The sequence below is a fragment of the Bradyrhizobium daqingense genome (assembly GCF_021044685.1).
Taxonomy (GTDB): Bacteria; Pseudomonadota; Alphaproteobacteria; order Rhizobiales; family Xanthobacteraceae; genus Bradyrhizobium; species Bradyrhizobium daqingense.
The window spans coordinates 6316973-6333872 of the sequence record NZ_CP088014.1 but is presented as its reverse complement, the minus strand read 5'-3'; the positions used below and the strand labels follow the sequence as shown (position 1 = coordinate 6333872).

15 protein-coding genes and 1 pseudogene are annotated in these 16900 nt (G+C 65.1%); 6 read left to right on the top strand and 10 right to left on the bottom strand.

Annotated features, from left to right (window positions below; all coding sequences use genetic code 11):
- Position 1 precedes the first annotated feature (1 nt).
- From LPJ38_RS30270 to LPJ38_RS30255, 4 genes are all read right to left on the bottom strand, one after another.
- Positions 2–418, bottom strand: a complete 417-nt coding sequence (locus LPJ38_RS30270; RefSeq protein WP_145640545.1) for a carboxymuconolactone decarboxylase family protein — start codon at positions 416–418, stop codon at positions 2–4.
- 67 nt (positions 419–485) lie between these two features.
- Positions 486–1334, bottom strand: a complete 849-nt coding sequence (locus LPJ38_RS30265; RefSeq protein ID WP_145640548.1) for a transglutaminase family protein — start codon at positions 1332–1334, stop codon at positions 486–488.
- 118 nt (positions 1335–1452) lie between these two features.
- Positions 1453–2397: an alpha-E domain-containing protein gene (locus tag LPJ38_RS30260; protein WP_145640551.1), complete on the bottom strand. Its 945-nt coding sequence runs from the start codon at positions 2395–2397 to the stop codon at positions 1453–1455.
- 5 nt (positions 2398–2402) lie between these two features.
- Entirely contained in the window at positions 2403–3821 is a 1419-nt protein-coding gene (locus tag LPJ38_RS30255; RefSeq protein WP_145640554.1) for a circularly permuted type 2 ATP-grasp protein, read from the bottom strand.
- A 278-nt stretch (positions 3822–4099) separates the two neighbouring features.
- Here LPJ38_RS30255 and LPJ38_RS30250 point away from each other — a divergent pair, with 278 nt between their 5' ends.
- The 3 genes from LPJ38_RS30250 (at position 4100) to LPJ38_RS30240 (ending at position 6125) form a co-directional block, all read left to right on the top strand.
- The gene (locus LPJ38_RS30250; protein WP_145640556.1) at positions 4100–4837 is read left to right on the top strand and encodes a competence/damage-inducible protein A; all 738 of its coding nucleotides are present in this window, start codon (positions 4100–4102) and stop codon (positions 4835–4837) included.
- 35 nt (positions 4838–4872) lie between these two features.
- Entirely contained in the window at positions 4873–5400 is a 528-nt protein-coding gene (gpt, locus tag LPJ38_RS30245) for a xanthine phosphoribosyltransferase (protein ID WP_145640559.1), read from the top strand.
- 107 nt (positions 5401–5507) lie between these two features.
- The gene (locus tag LPJ38_RS30240; RefSeq protein WP_145640561.1) at positions 5508–6125 is read left to right on the top strand and encodes a hypothetical protein; all 618 of its coding nucleotides are present in this window, start codon (positions 5508–5510) and stop codon (positions 6123–6125) included.
- Positions 6126–6142: 17 nt separating this feature from the next.
- Here the strand turns inward: LPJ38_RS30240 and LPJ38_RS30235 are convergent, their stop codons facing one another.
- Complete coding sequence (locus LPJ38_RS30235; protein ID WP_145640564.1) at positions 6143–7165, bottom strand: methionine synthase; 1023 nt, start codon at positions 7163–7165, stop codon at positions 6143–6145.
- Between the two features lie 133 nt (positions 7166–7298).
- On the opposite strand from LPJ38_RS30235, the pseudogene LPJ38_RS30230 reads away from it, so the two are divergent.
- The 3 genes and pseudogenes from LPJ38_RS30230 to LPJ38_RS30220 all read left to right on the top strand — a co-directional run bounded on the left by LPJ38_RS30230 (position 7299) and on the right by LPJ38_RS30220 (position 9718).
- Positions 7299–7999 (top strand): annotated as a pseudogene (locus tag LPJ38_RS30230) (glutathione S-transferase N-terminal domain-containing protein).
- Positions 8000–8132: 133 nt separating this feature from the next.
- A complete protein-coding gene (locus LPJ38_RS30225) occupies positions 8133–8741 on the top strand; it encodes a 2-hydroxychromene-2-carboxylate isomerase (RefSeq protein ID WP_145640566.1) in 609 nt (202 codons plus the stop codon).
- A complete protein-coding gene (locus LPJ38_RS30220; RefSeq protein ID WP_145640569.1) occupies positions 8741–9718 on the top strand; it encodes an NADPH:quinone oxidoreductase family protein in 978 nt (325 codons plus the stop codon). The genes LPJ38_RS30225 and LPJ38_RS30220 overlap by 1 nt, the downstream gene beginning before the upstream one ends.
- 98 nt (positions 9719–9816) lie before the next feature.
- On the opposite strand, the gene LPJ38_RS30215 is transcribed toward LPJ38_RS30220, so the two are convergent.
- The 5 genes from LPJ38_RS30215 to LPJ38_RS30195 all read right to left on the bottom strand — a co-directional run bounded on the left by LPJ38_RS30215 (position 9817) and on the right by LPJ38_RS30195 (position 16815).
- On the bottom strand, positions 9817–10707 hold the full coding sequence (locus tag LPJ38_RS30215) for a crotonase/enoyl-CoA hydratase family protein (RefSeq protein WP_145640573.1): 891 nt from the start codon (positions 10705–10707) through the stop codon (positions 9817–9819).
- Between the two features lie 116 nt (positions 10708–10823).
- Positions 10824–12245 carry an amidase gene (locus tag LPJ38_RS30210; protein ID WP_145640575.1) on the bottom strand — a complete coding sequence of 474 codons (1422 nt, stop codon included), beginning with the start codon at positions 12243–12245 and terminating at the stop codon, positions 10824–10826.
- Complete coding sequence (locus LPJ38_RS30205; protein ID WP_145640578.1) at positions 12238–13410, bottom strand: M20 aminoacylase family protein; 1173 nt, start codon at positions 13408–13410, stop codon at positions 12238–12240. The genes LPJ38_RS30210 and LPJ38_RS30205 overlap by 8 nt, the downstream gene beginning before the upstream one ends.
- A gap of 11 nt (positions 13411–13421) precedes the next feature.
- Positions 13422–14927 carry a M81 family metallopeptidase gene (locus tag LPJ38_RS30200; protein WP_145640581.1) on the bottom strand — a complete coding sequence of 502 codons (1506 nt, stop codon included), beginning with the start codon at positions 14925–14927 and terminating at the stop codon, positions 13422–13424.
- 238 nt (positions 14928–15165) lie between these two features.
- Positions 15166–16815, bottom strand: coding sequence for an ABC transporter ATP-binding protein (locus LPJ38_RS30195; RefSeq protein WP_145640584.1), 1650 nt, complete (start codon positions 16813–16815; stop codon positions 15166–15168).
- Positions 16816–16900 lie beyond the last annotated feature (85 nt).

Sequence of the window (16900 nt, the reverse complement as noted above, 5' to 3'; positions counted from 1 at the left end):
GTCAACTCTGTCTGTCCGCCGCATCAACCAGAAACGCCTCATCCACCGGCACGCCGAGCGCCGTGACCAGCCGGTTCGTCTCGGCGGCCATGCCGACAATGGCGAGTAGCTCGCCATATTCGGCCTCGGTCATGCCCTTGGCCCGCGCGGCGGCGGTGTGCGAATGGATGCAGTAGCTGCAGCCATGCGCGATCGAGACCGCGACATAGAGCATCTCCTTGACCTTGGGATCGAGCGCGCCGGGAGCCATCACCTCCTTGATGCTCTCCCAGGTTCGCCGCAGCGTCTTCGGATCATGCGCCAGCGCGCGCCAGAAATTGTTGACGAAATCCGACTTTCGCACCTTGCGGATGTCGTCGAAAACGGCGCGCGCTTCGGTGGAGAGCTCATCGTCCGAAAGCAGCTTGACGGTTGCCATGGGGTCCTCGTGGGGCAGATCTGATCCCCGCGAGTGTAACACAGCGCGTGCGATCGGACGGCTGCGCCTAGCCCTGCCACTGCGATTGTGATTGCGACTGCCCGCCGCGGCCGGCCTGCTCGACCTTGACTGCCACCGTCAGCGTCTCCGTGCCGCCGCCATAGCGGGTGCCGCGCACTGGAGCGGCGCCGAGATAGTCGAGCCCGATCGCGACGCGGACATGGGCGTCGGTGGCGCAGATGCTGTTGGCGGGGTCGAAGCCGATCCAGCCCAGATCAGGCACGTAGGCCTCGGCCCAGGCGTGGCCGGCGTCCTGATGCACCGTGCCGTCCGACCGCAGGAAATGTCCGGAGACGAAACGCGCCGGCACCCCGCCGCTGCGGGCGCAGGCAATGAAGATGTGCGCGTAATCCTGGCAGACGCCGCGCTTGAGCGCGAACGCCTCGGCCGCGGAGGTCCCGCTGTTGGTCGGGTCCTCGTCAAAGGTCATGTGATCGCTGATCTCGGTCATCAGCGTGTGCAGGAAGCCGAGCGTGTCGCTCTCGGCCTCGCTGCGCAACTGCCGCGCGACCGCCAGCATCGCCGGATTGACCAGGGTCAGGTCGGTCTGGCGCAGAAACATGCCGGCCGGAAAGCGCTCGTCCGCGCCGCGCAGCACGCCGCCGGTGTCGTGGGTCTCAATCAAGCCCTCGGCGATGATCTGAATGTCGCCGACGGGACCGCAGGACAGCACATGGGTGACGTTGCCGAACGCATCCTCATGCGTGTCGAGCTTGGTGTCCGTGGAGACATCGATCTGCCATTCCGCCACATATTGCCCGTCATGGCTGCCGGGCGTCATGCGCAAGATCTGGATCACGCTGGTGGCCGGCGGCTCGTAGCGATAGGTGGTGGTGTGCTGGATTCGCAGGCGCATGGTGTTTCTGATCGGTCATTCCGGGATGGTCCGAAGGACCAGACCCGGAATCTCGAGATTCCGGGTTCGATGCTTCGCATCGTCCCGGAATGACGAAGGGTGAGAGTTTCGGTCCTGACTAGATCAAATACTGCTTCGTGATGATTTCGCCCAGCCTGGAATTATCTGCGATGAATTCCTGAATGAATTCATGCACGCCATGCTGGAAAATGTCGTTCATATTGCTGTGTTCCAGCCGGTTGCGGATGCCGCGGGCGTGGCGCTGGGCGGGGCCCTGGCGGCCATAGGCGACGCCGATCTGGTCGAGGTTGCGCACCAGATTGCCGTAACAGCTTGCGAGCGAGCGCGGCAGCGTGTCGTTGAGGATCAGGAGATCCGCGATCAGCCACGGCTTCAGCGTCTCGCGATAGACCCAGTGATAGGCCGTCAGTGCCGAGACCGAGCGCAGGATCGAGCTCCACTGATAGAAATCGAGCGGGCCGCCGACGTGCTCTTCCTCGGGCAGGAGCACGTGATACTTCACATCGAGAATGCGCGCGGTGTTGTCGGCGCGCTCCAGATGCACGCCCATCCGCGAGAACCAGTAGGCGTCGTTGCGCAGCATGGTCCGGTAGGCCGAGCCGTCGAAGCGCAGCGAAGTCTCCTGCACGAAACGCAGGAATTTCGCGAGATCCTCGCGCGTGGAGGTGCCCTTGCTCCAGACCGCCTGGAGCTCGATCCAGGCGGAGTTGATGGTGTCCCACATCTCGCTGGTCAGTGCGGTGCGCACCGAGCGCGAGTTCAGCCGCGCCGCCTCGATGCAGTTCCTGATCGAGGACGGATTGTTTGCCGAGAACGAGAGATAATCGACGACGTTGTTCTCGTTGGCTTCCTCGTATTGCTGATAGAAGCTGCCGGCGACGCCGGCCGTGAGCAGCGCTGAGTCCCATTCATTGGTCTTGCCGATATAGGCGGCGGGAAGCGCGGTGACGCGCAAGGTCGCATCGATGGTGCGCGCGAGGTACTCGGCACGTTCGACGTAGCGGGCGAGCCAGTAGAGGTTTTCGGCGGTACGCGACAGCATTCGCTCTACTCGTCCAGGATCCAGGTGTCTTTGGTGCCGCCGCCCTGGCTGGAATTGACCACCAGGGAGCCTTCCTTCAGCGCGACGCGGGTCAGCCCGCCCGGCACGATCGTGGTACGCTTGCTGCCCGTGAGCACGAAGGGCCTTAAGTCGACATGGCGCGGCGCAAGACCCGATGCCGTGCAGGTCGGGCAGGTCGAGAGCGCCAGCGTCGGCTGCGCGATGAAACCTTCCGGCTCGCGCTTGAGCTTCTCGCGGAAGGCTTCGATGGTCGCTTTCGTTGCGGCAGGTCCAATCAGCATGCCGTAGCCGCCGGAGCCGTGGACCTCCTTGACGACGAGCTCGCTCAAGTTGTCCAGCACGTAAGCGAGGTCCTTGGGTTCGCGGCAGCGCCAGGTCGGCACGTTCTTCAGGATCGGCTCCTCCCCGAGATAGAACTTCACGATGTCGGGCATGTAGGAGTAGATCGCCTTGTCGTCGGCAATGCCGGTGCCGACGGCATTGGCGAGCGTGATGTTGCCGGCTGCATAGGCCGACATCAGCCCGGGCACGCCGAGCACGGAATCGGGACGGAAGGTGAGGGGATCGAGGAAGTCGTCGTCGACACGGCGATAGATCACGTCGACCCGTTTCAGCCCTTCCGTCGTCCGCATGAACACTTCGTTGTTCTTGACGATGAGGTCGCGGCCCTCGACCAGCTCGATGCCGAGCTTGTCGGCCAGAAAGGAGTGCTCGTAATAAGCCGAGTTGTAGACGCCGGGCGTGAGCAGCGCGACTGTCGGCTCACTGGACGCGCTTAGTGGTGCCACCGAGCGGAGCGCAGCGAGCAGCTCGTCCGGATAGCGCTCGACCGGCGCCACCTTGTGGCGGGCGAACAGATCCGGAAACAGCCGCATCATGATCTCGCGGTTTTCCAGCATGTAGGACACGCCGGACGGCGTGCGGGCGTTGTCCTCCAGCACTATGAAATCTTCGGCGTCGACCCGGACGATGTCGATGCCGGCGATGTGCACATAGACGTCGTGCGGCACCTGCTGGCCGTTCATCTCGGGCCGGAACACCGGGTTCTGGAAGATCAGATCATCGGGCACGATCTCGGCGCGCAGGATGTCGCGGCCGTGATAGATGTCGCGCAGGAACATGTTCAGAGCGCGCACCCGCTGCTTCAGGCCCTTTTCCAGCAGCGTCCATTCCTTGCCGGACATGATCCGCGGAATCACGTCGAAGGGAATCAGGCGCTCGGTGGAGTCGGAGTCCCCGTAGACGGCGAAGGTGATGCCGATGCGTCGGAACAGGAGCTCGGCCTCCTGGCGGCGATATTCGAGCGCCTCGGGAGGCGTCTCCTTGAGCCAGCGTGCCAGCTCCTGATAGGCGGGGCGAAGGTCCCCACCCGGAATGTTCATTTCATCAAACGCGACTGCCATAGATCCCGACTTGTCTCCGCAAGGCGTTGCGTCATTGGACAGGCCGCCAAGCCCTAGTGAAGGCCGTAACGTCCCGCGTCCATGCGGCAAGAGTGCATGACTTTCATGTGGTAGCAAGGGCCGGGCCATCGCGATAAGCATGGAGGATGGGCATTTGCCGGGGACGGCTGGCGGCGTGCCTGAAAAAATGGCTGAGGACTGCTTATTTCGGCAGCAAAACCGCGTGACTTCAACGCGTTACCTCGGCAAAGTCGGCGCCACAGGTGAGGGATAGTTTTATGAGCGAGATCGTCACGGCGGGCATTCTGGTCATTGGGGACGAAATCCTGTCGGGCCGGACCAAGGACAAGAACATCGGCTTCATCGCCGAATATCTGACCAATATCGGCATCGACCTGAAGGAGGTCCGCGTCGTCGCCGACGACGAGCCCGACATCATCGCCGCACTGGATGCGCTGCGGCATCGCTACACCTACGTCTTCACCACCGGCGGCATCGGCCCGACCCATGACGACATCACCGCCGACAGCGTCGCCAAGGCGTTCGGCGTCGGCATCGATCATCATCCGGAGGTGGTCGCGCGCTTCCGCGAGCGCTGGAGCGAGCAGGACCTCAACGAGGCCCGCCTGCGCATGGCCCGCATCCCCGACGGTGCTGAGCTGATCCAGAGCGCGACCATCCTCGCGCCCGGCTTCAAGATCGGCAATGTCATCGTGATGGCCGGCGTGCCCTCGATCATGCAGGCGATGATGGACATCGTCTCGCCGAAGCTGAAATCGGGCGTGCGCATGCTGTCCGAATCGGTCCGCGCCAATGCGCGGGAAGGCGATATCGGCAGCCCGCTACGCGCGATCGCAGAAGCCCATCCCGACACCATCATCGGCAGCTATCCGTTCATGGACGAGGACTCGAGGCCCAACACCAATCTCGTGGTGCGCTCGCGCGATGCGGACAAGCTCGCGGCCGCGATGGCCGCGGTGAAGGAAATGCTGGCGGGATTGAACGTCAGCCGCTAGCACCTGACGGCCGACGGACGAAGCAGGAGACGACAATGGCGGGTGAAGCACCGGAACTCAGCGCGCAGGAGCGGGCGGGCAAGGCCTTCCCGGTCTCATGGGACCAGTTCCACCGGGATTGCCGGGCGCTGAGCTGGCGGCTCAACGAGGTCGGTCCGTTCCATGCGGTGATTGCGATCACCCGCGGCGGCCTGGTGCCGGCCGCGATCGTGGCGCGCGAGCTTGGCGTGCGCGTGATCGATACGGTCTGCATCGCGAGCTACGATCACAACAAGCAGGGCGACCTCCAGGTCCTCAAGGGAATTTCCGAGGCGGCGATGAAGCTCGGCGGCGGCACCGGCAAGGGCCTGTTGATCGTCGACGACCTCGTCGACACCGGCAAGACCGGCAAGCTGGTGCGCGAGATGCTGCCCGATGCGCATTTCGCCACCGTCTACGCCAAGCCGATGGGTCGTCCGCTGGTCGATACCTTCATCACGGAGGTGTCGCAGGACACCTGGATCTTCTTTCCCTGGGACACCGCGCTGTCTTACCACCCGCCGCTGCGCGACGGGGCGGCGTGAATTCCGCCGTCATTGCGATGGGCGGAGCGACGAAGCAATCCAGACTGCTTCCGCAGATGCATTTCTGGATTGCTTCGCTTCGCTCGCAATGACGCGCGGAGGCGCCCATGGCCCTGCAAAACCGCGTCACCCCCACCGGCGACATCATCGCCACCTCTCATCGCGGCCTGTTCACAGGCAATCGCGGCATCATCCACGATCCCGCCACGAAGACGCTGCTGAAGAAGCGCTGGTCGTCGCCGGCCTGGCTCACCTGCACCTGCGAATTCCGCGGGCGGCGCCGCGAAGTGATGGCGCAGCGGAGCTGGACCGAGCTGTTCTTCCTGGACGAGGCCACTGCGCTTGCCGCCGGCCATCGGCCCTGCTTCTACTGCCGCCGCGACGATGCCAATCGCTTCCGGGCCGCATGGGAAAAGGGCAATCGCGTACAAGGCGTCCGCATGCACGATATCGACACGGTGCTGCATCACGAGCGGCTCGAACACGGCAGGAAACGGCTGCACGAACTGCTCATGCCGTTCGAGCAGCTTCCCGAAGGAGCGATGGTTCAGCAGGGTGACGAGAGCTTTCTGGTGACGCAGGGCAGGGCGCTGTTGTGGTCACCTGGGGGCTATACCACGATCGAGCGTCAGCTTGGCGAGGCGGCGCTACTGACGCCGCCTTCGATATTGCGCACGTTAAACGCGGGCTATCTGCCGGTGCTGCATCCGACGGCGTCGCGTTAGCGTCGCGCCGACCGCCGCTACCCCAGCTTCTCGCGCGCCAGCGCCGCCCCGGCGCCGAGCGCCATCAGCTTGGCCTCGGCGATCTCGCGACGCATCGGCGCCATGCCGCAATTGGTGGTGGCGATGATGTTGCTCTTGGGGACGAATTTCGACACCGCGTCGATCACCTTCACGACGTCCTCGGCGGTCTCGACCGTGTCGCTGGCGACGTCGATCACGCCGGCTTGCACCACCTTGGTCTTGAGCAGAGCCAACAGGTCGAGCGGGACCTTCGAATTGCGGCACTCGATCGCGACCTGCTGGATCGGGCTCGCATCGATCACCGGGAAGATTTGCTCGTACTGCCGCCACTGGCTGCCGAGCGTCTCCTTCCAGTCGGTGTTGGCCTTGATGCCGTAGCCGTAGCAGATGTGAACGGCGGTGGTGCAGGTCAGGCCCTGCGCGGCGCGCTCCAGCGCCTTGATGCCCCAGTCGTTGACCTCGTCCATGTAGACGTTGAAGGCGGGCTCGTCGAACTGCACGAGGTCGACACCGTCGGCCTGCAGCGCCTTGGCCTCCTCGTTCAGGAGCTCGGCGAAAGCGAACGCCATCTTGACGCGGTCGCCATAGTAGCGGTCCGCGATGGTGTCGATGATGGTCATCGGGCCTGGCAGGGTGAACTTCAGCTTCTTCTTGGTGTGCGAACGCGCCACGCGCGCCTCGTCGGCGTGAACGCGTCCCCTGAGACGGAGCGGGGCGACCACCTGAGGCACCATCGCCTTGTAGCGGTCCTTGCGAATGCCCATCTCGACCTTGTGCGCGAAGTCGATGCCTTCGACCTTCTCCAGGAAGCCGTGCACGAAATGCTGGCGGGCCTGCTCGCCCTCGGTGACGATGTCGATACCGGCGTCCTCCTGGATCTTCAGCCAGATCAACGTCGCGTCGCGCTTGGCGCGCAAGAGCTCGTCGCCCTGCGACTTCCAGGGCGCCCACAGCATGTTGGGTTCGGCGAGCCATTCCGGCTTCGGCAAGGAGCCGGCGATCGTGGTTGGAAACAGCATGGCGGCCCTCCCGGCAGGTTGTGTTGCGCCCCTTCCTGCCATGTCCTAACGTCGAGGTACAGAACAACAAAAGTCGTCATTGGCTGGCGGCAGTGACAGGGACGGCCGAAAGGAAAGGTCCAAGGGAAAGATCATGATCGACCTCTATTACGCGCCGACGCCGAATGGCTGGAAAATCTCGATCATGCTGGAGGAACTCGGGCTTCCCTATACGGTGAAGCCCGTCAACATCCGTGCCGGCGAGCAATTCAGCCCCGAGTTTCTGGCGATCTCCCCGAACAATCGCATCCCTGCGATCATCGACCACCGCCTGCCGATGGCGGCGCCGCGTTCTCGGCATTCGAGACCGGCGCGATCCTGATCTATCTGGCGGAGAAGTCCGGCCGTCTCTTACCCACGGACCTGCGCGGCCGCTCCACCACCATCCAATGGGTGATGTGGCAGATGGCTGGCCTCGGGCCGATGCTCGGGCAACACGGCCATTTTGCGCTCTACGCGGCAGAAAAAATCCCCTATGCGATCGAGCGCTACCGCGACGAGGCGGCGCGGCTCTACGGCGTGCTCGACCGCCAGCTCGGCAGGACCGGCGCCTATGTCGCCGGCGACTACTCGATCGCCGACATCGCCTGCTTCCCCTGGACCATGACGCACAAGGCGCAAGGCTTCACGCTCGACGACTATCCGAACGTGAAGCGCTGGTATGCCGAGGTGCGCGCCCGGCCGCAGGTGCAGGCGGGCCTTGCGATCGGAAAATTCGTCAAGGAGCCGTTCGACGAGGAATCACGCAAGATCATGTTCGGCCAGCGTGCGAAGGAAATGCTGGGGAAGCGTTAGTACCCGTTCCTCATGGTGAGGAGCGCCGCAGGCGCGTCTCGAACCATGAAGGCCCGACCGTCACCCTGGCCATCCTTCGAGACGGCCGCTCCGCGGCCTCCTCAGGATGAGGTCCGTCAGTAAAGGAAACGCCATGATCGAATTCTTCTTCGACTGCTCCAGCCCCTGGACATACCTCGCCTTCCACAACATCCAGCCGCTCGCGAAGGAGCTCGGGGCGGAGATCGTCTGGCGGCCGATCCTGGTCGGCGGCATCTTCAACACGGTCAATCCGAGCGTCTATGCCCAGCGTGAGAAGCCGGTACCGCTGAAGGCGCGGTACATGAAAAAGGACCTCGATGACTGGGCGCGCTCGGCGGGACTTGCGATCAAGATGCCGCCCACCGTCTTTCCCGTGAACAGCGTGAAAGCCATGCGCGGCTGCATCTGGCTCGGTCAAGACATGGTGCCGTTCGCCACCGCCGTGTTCGAGGCCTATTGGGGCGCGGACAAGGACATCTCGCAGGACGCGGTGCTGGCCGAGATCTGCAAGAAAGTCGGCATCGACGAGCAGAAGTTTTTCGCCGGCATCGCAGAGCAGGGCATCAAGGACCAGCTCAAGGCCAATACCGAGGAGGTCGTGGCCCGCGGCGGCTTCGGCTCGCCGACGATCTTCGTCGGCAAGACCGACATGTATTTCGGCAATGACCGCATGCCGCTGATCCGCGAGGCGCTTCTGCGCCGCAAGGCGAGTGCAGCCTGATGGTGAGGGCCGTCGTCTGCCGCGAACTCGGCCCGCCCGAGACATTGCGGCTGGAGGAGTTTCCTTCGCGCGCGTTGAAGCCCGGCGAGGTGCGCGTCGCGATCCGCGCCGCCGGACTGAACTTTCCGGACGTGCTGATGGCCGCCGGCGAATACCAGCTCAAGCCGGAGCTGCCGTTCACCCCCGGCATGGAAGCCGCCGGCGACATCACCGAAGTGGGCGCGGAGGCGAGCGGCGTTGCCGTCGGCGACAAGGTCATCGTCAAGATGCGCCACGGCGCCTTCACCGACGAAGCGGTGGTGACACCGTCGCAGCTCACCCCGATGCCGTCGACGTTCGACTATGCGGAAGCTGCGACCTATCTCGCTGGGCATGGCACGGCCTATCACGCGCTGATCGATCGCGGCCGGGTCGAGCCTGGCGAGGTGCTGCTGGTGCATGGCGCCGGTGGCGGTGTCGGCCTTGCCGCCGTCGAGATCGGCAAGATGCTGGGCGCGACCGTGATCGCGACCGCGTCAAGCGACGAGAAGCTTGCGATCGCCGAATCGCGCGGCGCCGATCATCTCGTCCGCTACGACCGCGAGCCGTTTCGCGATGCCGTCAAGCGCATCACCGACGGCCGCGGCGCCGACGTCGTGTTCGATCCCGTCGGCGGCCAGGTCTTCGAGGATTCGATGCGCTGCATTGCCTGGGGCGCGCGGCTGCTCGTGATCGGCTTCACCGGCGGCATCGGCTCGGCCAGGACCAATCTGTTGCTGATAAAGGGCGCCAGCGTGCTGGGCGTGCGCGCCGGCGAAGCCGTGCGAAGGAACCCTGGGCTCGGCGAGGTGCGCTTGAAGGCGCTCTTGCAATGGGCGGAGGAGGGCAAGCTGCGCCCGAACGTCTCGCACCGCCTGCCGCTCGAGGATTATGCGAAGGCGATGCGGCTGTTGCTCGACCGCAAGGCGATCGGACGGGTGGCGCTGGTGATGGATTGACGGTGCCGTAGGGTGGGTTAGCCGAAGGCGTAACCCACCACTTCTGCTTGCGCGGTAATGAGAGTGGTGGATTACCTGCGCTTACCCACCCTACGAACCTATTTGTACTCCCGCTCCGTCCACCACGGGAAATAGTCTGGCATATCAGTCGACACCTTGTTCTTGAACTGTGCCGGACGCTTCTCCAGGAACGACACCACGCCTTCTTTGACGTCGTCCGAGCGCCCCCGTGCATAGATGCCGCGGCTGTCGACCTTGTGGGCCTCCATCGGATCGTCGGCGCCCATCATGCGCCACATCATCTGGCGGATCAGCGCCACCGACACAGGCGCGGTCTTCGCGGCGAATTCCTTGGCGAGCGCGCGGGCGGTCGGCAGCAGATCATCGGGCGCGACGACCTTGCTGACGAGGCGTCCGGCAAGCGCTTCCTGCGCCGGGAAGACGCGGCCCGAATAGCACCATTCGAGCGCCTGCGAGATGCCGACGATGCGCGGCAGGAACCAGCTCGAGGCCGCCTCGGGCACGATGCCGCGCTGGGAGAACACGAAGCCGAACCGCGCGGCCTCCGATGCGATGCGGATATCCATCGCGAGCTGCATGGTGACGCCGATGCCGACGGCCGGGCCGTTCACCGCCGCGATCACCGGCTTGAGGCACTTGAAGATGCGCAAGGTCACCTGGCCGCCGCCGTCGCGCACCTGCGGATCGCTGTAATCGACCTTGCCGTCGGCGAGGCGCTTCACCGGTCCGCGTCGCGCGTCGCGGTCGAACGTGTCGGCGCCCGAGGAGAGATCGGCGCCCGCGCAAAAGCCGCGGCCGGCGCCGGTGACGATGATGGCGCGGACATCGTCGTCCTTGTCGGCAGCGTCGAACGCGTCGATCAGCTCGCTCTGCATCTGCGCGTTGAAGGCGTTGAGCTTGTCGGGCCGGTTCAGCGTGATGGTGAGGATCTGCTCGGCGACCTCGTATTTGATCGTCTCATACGCCATGGTGTTTCCTTCCCTGTCATTCTTGAATTGATTGTGTCATTGCCGGGCTTGACCCGGCAATCCATCTTCCTAAAGAGGATGGATGCGCAGGGCGAGGCCGCGCTTGTGCTCAGACGCTACTTCGCCGGCGGGCTTGGCCAGGGCCGCTGCGCGCCGCGCAGGCCCTCGAACGCCTTGGCCATGCCGAGCACGCCGAGATCGTCGAAGCGGCGGCCGACGATCTGCACGCCGATGGGAAAACCGTTGGCATCGAAGCCGCCATTGACGGAGACCGCAGGATTCTCCGACATATTCCACGGCACGGTATAGGCGATGTGCTCGAACGGCTTCATGGGATCGTTGGTGGGCGAAGCCCATTCCGCCGGATAGTTCACGTTCGGCGCGGTCGGCGAGATCACGTAGTCGAGTTCGCAGAACAGCTTTCCCGCCGCGGCGCGGATTGCCATGGTCTGGTTGAAGCCGCGGATGACGTCGACGCCCGAAAGCTTCGCACCGGACTCGCCCCATTTGAAAATGTAGGGCAGCACCTTGGCCTGCTCAGCCGGCGTCAGCCTGGACAGATCGTCCCACATCCGCGCGCGCCAGAAATTGTCGAGGCCGTCGAGCATCTCGCGTGTGAGGATGCCGTCGACTTCGGTGACGACGCTGCCTGCGGATTCGAGCGCCTTGGCAGCCTTCACCGCGACCTCGCGCACCGACTTCTCCAGCGGCAGGCCGCAGCCGGGATCGAGCATCAGGCCGATGCGCAGCTTGCCCGGCGACTTTTCCAATCCTTTCCAGTTGAGCGGCTCGGCGGGTAGGCTCGTGCCGTCGCGCCGGTCGGGTTTGGCGATCACGCTCATCATCAGCGCGCAATCGTCGACCGTGCGGGTCATGGGACCTGCAACGCGGCCGACATAGGTCGGTTCGATCGGCACGCGGCCGAAGCTCGGCTTCAAGCCAACGAGGCCACACCAGGCGGCGGGCAGGCGCACCGAGCCGCCGATATCGGTGCCGAGATGCAGCGGTCCATAGCCGGCCGCAGCGGCGGCGCCGGCGCCCGCACTGGAGCCGCCGGGGTTCTTGGTGAGGTCCCAGGGATTGCGCGCGAGCGCGTGGTAGCTGGAGAGCCCCGAGGACAGCATGCCGTAATCGGGCATGGTGGTTTTCGCGAAGATGATCGCGCCGGCTTCGCGTAGCCGCGCCGCGGGCGGCGCGTCCTTCTCTGCCGGCACCAGCTTGACGCTGGCCGCGCCGAGCGGCACCGGCACGCCCTTGGTCGCAATGTTGTCCTTCACCGTCACAGGCACGCCGTCGAGCGCGCCGGATGGTTCGCCGCCGGTCCAGCGCGCGGTCGAAGCCTTGGCGGCCTCGCGCGCGCCGTCGGGATCGAATGCATAGAGCGCCTTCAGATGCGGTTCCCACGCCGCGACATGCGCGAGCACGTCCTCCAGCACCTCGCTCGGCGAGAATTGCTTGGCGCGATAACCCGCGATCAGATCGACCGCGGACAGATCGTGCAGCGAGGTGACCGTCTCTTCGGCCCTCGGCCTATGCATTGCCACCTACCGGCATGCGGGTCTCGATGATGCGGGCGAACATGCTGGCGCCGATCGGCAGGATCTTGTCGTCGAGCACGAAGCCGGGATTGTGCACGGGCACCGAACCGTCATGGCCGACCCAGAAATAGGCGCCGGGGATGGTCTCCAGCATGTCGGCGAAATCCTCGCTGCCCATCTTCGGCTGGGCGCGCGTGATCACGTTGGCGGGATCGACGATGGTGCGCGCGACCTCCTCAACCACCTTGGACTGTTCGACTTGGTTGACCAGCACATTGAAAGTGTCGCGGATGTCGACGTCGATCACGCATTGGTAGGCGCTGGCGATGCCGGCGCAGATGGTGCGGATGCGTTCGCTGACGAGGGTGCGCACTTCCTTCGAGAAGGTGCGGATGGTGCCGCAGAGATGTGCATCGCCAGGAATGACGTTGTAGGCTGAGCCGGCGTGGATCTGGGTGATCGACACCACCGCGGCCTGCAGCGGCTCGACGTTGCGGCTGACGATGGTCTGGATCGCCTGCGCCAGCGTGGTCGCGATGACCACCGCGTCCTTGGAGCGCTCGGGCATCGCACCGTGCGCGCCGTAGCCGGTGATGCGCAGGTCGAAAAAGTCAGCGCTCGCCATCGCCGGGCCGGGCAGGATCGCGATCTCGCCGTGGTTGAGATCGGGCGCGTTGTGCAGGCCGTAGAGCTCGTCGCAGGGAAACTTCTCGAACAGCCCGTCCTTGATCATCGCGCGGGCGCCGCCGAGGCCTTCCTCGGCCGGCTGGAAGATCAGGTGCACGGTGCCGTCGAAATTCCTGGTCTCGGCGAGATAGCGCGCGGTGCCGAGCAACATGGTGGTGTGGCCGTCATGGCCGCAGCCGTGGAAGCGGCCTGGAATCTTCGAGCTCCATTTCAGATTGGTGTTCTCTTCCATCGGCAGCGCGTCCATGTCGGCGCGCAGGCCGATGCGCTTGGTGCCCGTGCCCTTGCCCTTGATGACGCCGATCACGCCGGTGCCGCCGAGACCGCGATGCACCTCGATGCCCCAGCTCTTCAGCTTGTCGGCGACGATGCCGGAAGTGCGCACTTCCTCGAAGCCGATCTCGGGATGGGCGTGGAGGTCGCGCCTGATGGCGGTGAGCTCGTCGGCATAACCGTCGATGCGGTCGATCGTGGGCATGTGTTCTCCAGTCAGCGTGAGGGAGGTGTGAAAACGGGGCCGTTCGGCTTGGTGCGGATGCCCGGGCGCAGGCGCGTCCAGGGCAGAGTGGCGGTGTCAGCGGGCATCGCGCCGGGCGCGGCGCAGATCATCAGCTTTTCGGCGATCGGCTCGAAATCGGCGCGGAAATGCACCGAGCTCTTGTTGACCAGGATCTTCTCGCGCGTCGGCTCGATGCCGACATAGCGGTACATCGCCTGGTCAGCGAGCTGGGCCTTGTGCGAGGACACGACCACGCGGACATCGCCGATGCGCAGGCATGCGGAGGGGCCCATCTCCATCTCGCGGCCGCCATAATAGGGGCCGGGCGCGATGAAGCGGCCGTCGGAAAGCGTCTCGACGACGAAGGTTTCGGTATAGGGCTCGTCACCGGGAATGCCGGACTTGCCGCCGAGCGACAGCGTCACGGTGGCGCCGACGCCGGCCTCGTGTGCCGCCTTGGCCGAGGCCGGATCGTAGATCGCCCCCGTCGCGGCGCTCGCCTTGTTGCGCACAAGCGCGCGCAGCATGCCGGTCGTGTCGGAATCGCCGCCGGCGCCGGGATTGTCCTGGGTGTCGGCGATGATGATCGGCTTGCTTGCGTTCCTGGACAGCTCCATCGCATGACGCACACCGTCGTCGGGCGACCAGATCCTGCCGTCGAAATCGTTCTCGTGGCTTTCGATCAGCTTCACCATCGCATCGGCCGCACGATCGGCATCGGCTTGTGTCGTCCCATAGGCGAACACGCTCGGCCCGCAATCGCGGAAGTCGGCGGCGGGGAAGCCCGGCGCGAAAGAGAGTGTCGGAACCGCATCGCTCTCCAGCGCGGCGAGCTTCTCATAGATGCCTTTGGTGGGCTGATCGTTGGTGCACTGCCAGCTGATGGGGATCAGGAACGGCAATTGCCGGAACGATCTTGCCAGGCGCTGCTTCGTCTTCAGCAACAGTGCGAGATGCCGCGCGGAGGCTCGGCCCGTCTCGGCCATGTCGACATGCGGATAGGTGCGGTAGGCGATCAGCGCGTCGGCATGCGCGATCATCTCGGGCGTGACGTTGGCGTGCAGGTCAAGGCTGGCAACCAGCGGAACATCCTTGCCGATGACGCGGCGCACGCGCGCCAAAATTTCGCCTTCGCCGTCGTCGAGATGCTCGGTCACCATGGCGCCATGCAGGTCGAGATAGACCGCATCGAGCGGACCGGCGGCCGCGATGCCGCCGACCATCACCTTCACGATGCGCTCGAAGGCATCCTTGGTGACATGCGCCGACGGGCTGGCACCGCAGGCGATGGTGGGAATGAGTTCCCAGCCGCTCTCGTCGGCGCTGTCGACGAACCCAGCGAGACCGACATTGATGCGCCGCATCACCTTCAACACGTCGGCACCTTCAGTCATCGCCGGCCAGCCGCCGCCATGTTGAAAATCCGCGAACGTCGCCTTCGTCGGAGCGAAGGTGTTGGTCTCGTGCAGGAAGCCGCCGACGGCGATACGTGTCATCAATTCAAGTCCAGTCATCAAGAGTGCGCGAAATTTGCCCCGGCCTTGCTGCAAGGGCAAGGTGGGAAGCAATCGCGCCACGCATAGGGTCAGATCGTTTTGGGAATGCTGCTCCGCGGTCATTCCGGGGCGCGCCCCTCTTGGGCGCGAGCCCGGAAGCCATTGTGCGGCGAAGTCTGCAGCCTGATGGATTCCGGGCTCATCGCTTCGCGATGCCCTGGAATGACGACGGAGAGAGTTACGCGGTCGCCCCCACGCCCTCCGACACCGGCCGGAAGTTCGCAAAATCCCAGTCGCGGCCGGGAGCGGCATCCAGCAGCGCCTTGGTATAGGCCTCCTTCGGGTGCGTCAGCACCTCGGCGGCGGGACCCTGCTCGACGACGCGGCCATGCTGCATCACCACCACCTCGTCGCAGATTTGCGCGGCGACGCGAAGGTCGTGGGTGATGAACAGGATCGCAATGCCGAGCCGCTTCTGGATCTCGTCGAGCAGTTCCAGCACCTGCGCCTGCACGGAGACATCGAGTGCGGAGACGGCCTCGTCTGCGACCAGCACGTCCGGATCGAGCGCGAGCGCACGCGCGATGGCGATGCGCTGGCGCTGACCGCCGGAGAACTGGTGCGGATAGCGCGACACCGCGTCGGCCGGCAGGCCGACGAGCTCAAGCAGCTCGCGCGCCCGCTTCATCGCGTCGGCGTGGGCCACGCCGTAGTTGACCGGGCCTTCGGCGATGCTCTCGCCGACGGTGACGCGCGGGTTGAGCGAACGGTAGGGATCCTGGAACACGATCTGGATCTTCTGCCGGTGTGGCTGCAGCAGGCGGCGCGAGATGTCGGCGATCTCGCGGCCGGCGAGACGCACGCCGCCGGAGGTCGGATCGATCAGGCGCACGATGCAGCGCGCGACCGTCGACTTGCCGGAGCCGCTCTCGCCGACGATGCCGAGCGTGCGGCCCTTGCGCAGCGTCAGCGTCACCTTGTCGGCGGCCACGACCTCGCGGCCTTTGCCGAAGAAGGAGCGCTCCTTGTAGATCTTGCCGAGCTCGTTGGCTTCGAGCACGACCGGCTCGCGGCTCTGCGCGCGCGGCGGCCGCGGCACCAGGCTCGGCACCGAGGAGAGCAGATTGCGGGTGTACTCCATGGTCGGATTGCGCAGCACGGTGTCGAGGGGGCCGGTCTCGACCAGGCGGCCCTGCCGCATCACCGCGACGCGGTCGGCGATCTCGGCGACCACGCCCATGTCGTGGGTGATGAACAGCACCGCGGTGCCGTGATCGCGCTGGAGGTCGCGGATCAGCGTCAGAATCTGCTTCTGTGTGGTGACGTCGAGCGCGGTGGTCGGCTCGTCCGCAATGAGCAGCTTCGGCTCGAGCACCAGCGCCATCGCGATCATGATGCGCTGGCGCTGGCCGCCGGAGAGGCGGTGCGGATAGGAAGCGAAGATGCGCTCGACCTGGGGCAGGCGGACATGCTCCATCATGTCGAGGATGCGCTTCTTGCGTGCCCTGCCGTCGAGATCAGTATGGGCGCGCAGCACCTCATCGATCTGGCGGCCGACCGGCACCACCGGATTGAGCGCGGTCATCGGCTCCTGGAAGATCATCGCCATCTGCGTGGCACGGAGCTGGCGCAGGCGGCGGTCGGTCGCGCTCAGCAGCTCCTCACCGACCAGCTTGACGCTGCCGCTCGTCGGCACCAGCGTGCCCTTGGGCAACAGGCCCATCGTGGTGAGCGAGGTCACCGACTTGCCCGAACCGCTTTCGCCGACGAGGCACAGCGTCTCGCGCTCGCGCACCTGGATCGAGATGCCGTCGATGATCTTCGTTGCGCCCGGCTTCTTGCCGACGGAAACGACGAGGTTGTTGATGTCGAGGATGGTGTTGCTCATGCCGCCAAACTCTCGCTCGTCATTCCGGGGCGCGCGTGAGCGCGAGCCCGGAATCCATTGAGCCGCGATGCAAGTGGTGAGGTGG

Coding starts and splice junctions, on each gene's coding strand:
- LPJ38_RS30270 (WP_145640545.1), bottom strand. CDS start 418: ATGGCAACCGTCAAGCTGCTTTCGGACGATGAGCTCTCCACCGAAGCG.
- LPJ38_RS30265 (WP_145640548.1), bottom strand. CDS start 1,334: ATGCGCCTGCGAATCCAGCACACCACCACCTATCGCTACGAGCCGCCG.
- LPJ38_RS30260 (WP_145640551.1), bottom strand. CDS start 2,397: ATGCTGTCGCGTACCGCCGAAAACCTCTACTGGCTCGCCCGCTACGTC.
- LPJ38_RS30255 (WP_145640554.1), bottom strand. CDS start 3,821: ATGGCAGTCGCGTTTGATGAAATGAACATTCCGGGTGGGGACCTTCGC.
- LPJ38_RS30250 (WP_145640556.1), top strand. CDS start 4,100: ATGAGCGAGATCGTCACGGCGGGCATTCTGGTCATTGGGGACGAAATC.
- gpt (WP_145640559.1), top strand. CDS start 4,873: ATGGCGGGTGAAGCACCGGAACTCAGCGCGCAGGAGCGGGCGGGCAAG.
- LPJ38_RS30240 (WP_145640561.1), top strand. CDS start 5,508: ATGGCCCTGCAAAACCGCGTCACCCCCACCGGCGACATCATCGCCACC.
- LPJ38_RS30235 (WP_145640564.1), bottom strand. CDS start 7,165: ATGCTGTTTCCAACCACGATCGCCGGCTCCTTGCCGAAGCCGGAATGG.
- LPJ38_RS30225 (WP_145640566.1), top strand. CDS start 8,133: ATGATCGAATTCTTCTTCGACTGCTCCAGCCCCTGGACATACCTCGCC.
- LPJ38_RS30220 (WP_145640569.1), top strand. CDS start 8,741: ATGGTGAGGGCCGTCGTCTGCCGCGAACTCGGCCCGCCCGAGACATTG.
- LPJ38_RS30215 (WP_145640573.1), bottom strand. CDS start 10,707: ATGGCGTATGAGACGATCAAATACGAGGTCGCCGAGCAGATCCTCACC.
- LPJ38_RS30210 (WP_145640575.1), bottom strand. CDS start 12,245: ATGCATAGGCCGAGGGCCGAAGAGACGGTCACCTCGCTGCACGATCTG.
- LPJ38_RS30205 (WP_145640578.1), bottom strand. CDS start 13,410: ATGCCCACGATCGACCGCATCGACGGTTATGCCGACGAGCTCACCGCC.
- LPJ38_RS30200 (WP_145640581.1), bottom strand. CDS start 14,927: ATGACACGTATCGCCGTCGGCGGCTTCCTGCACGAGACCAACACCTTC.
- LPJ38_RS30195 (WP_145640584.1), bottom strand. CDS start 16,815: ATGAGCAACACCATCCTCGACATCAACAACCTCGTCGTTTCCGTCGGC.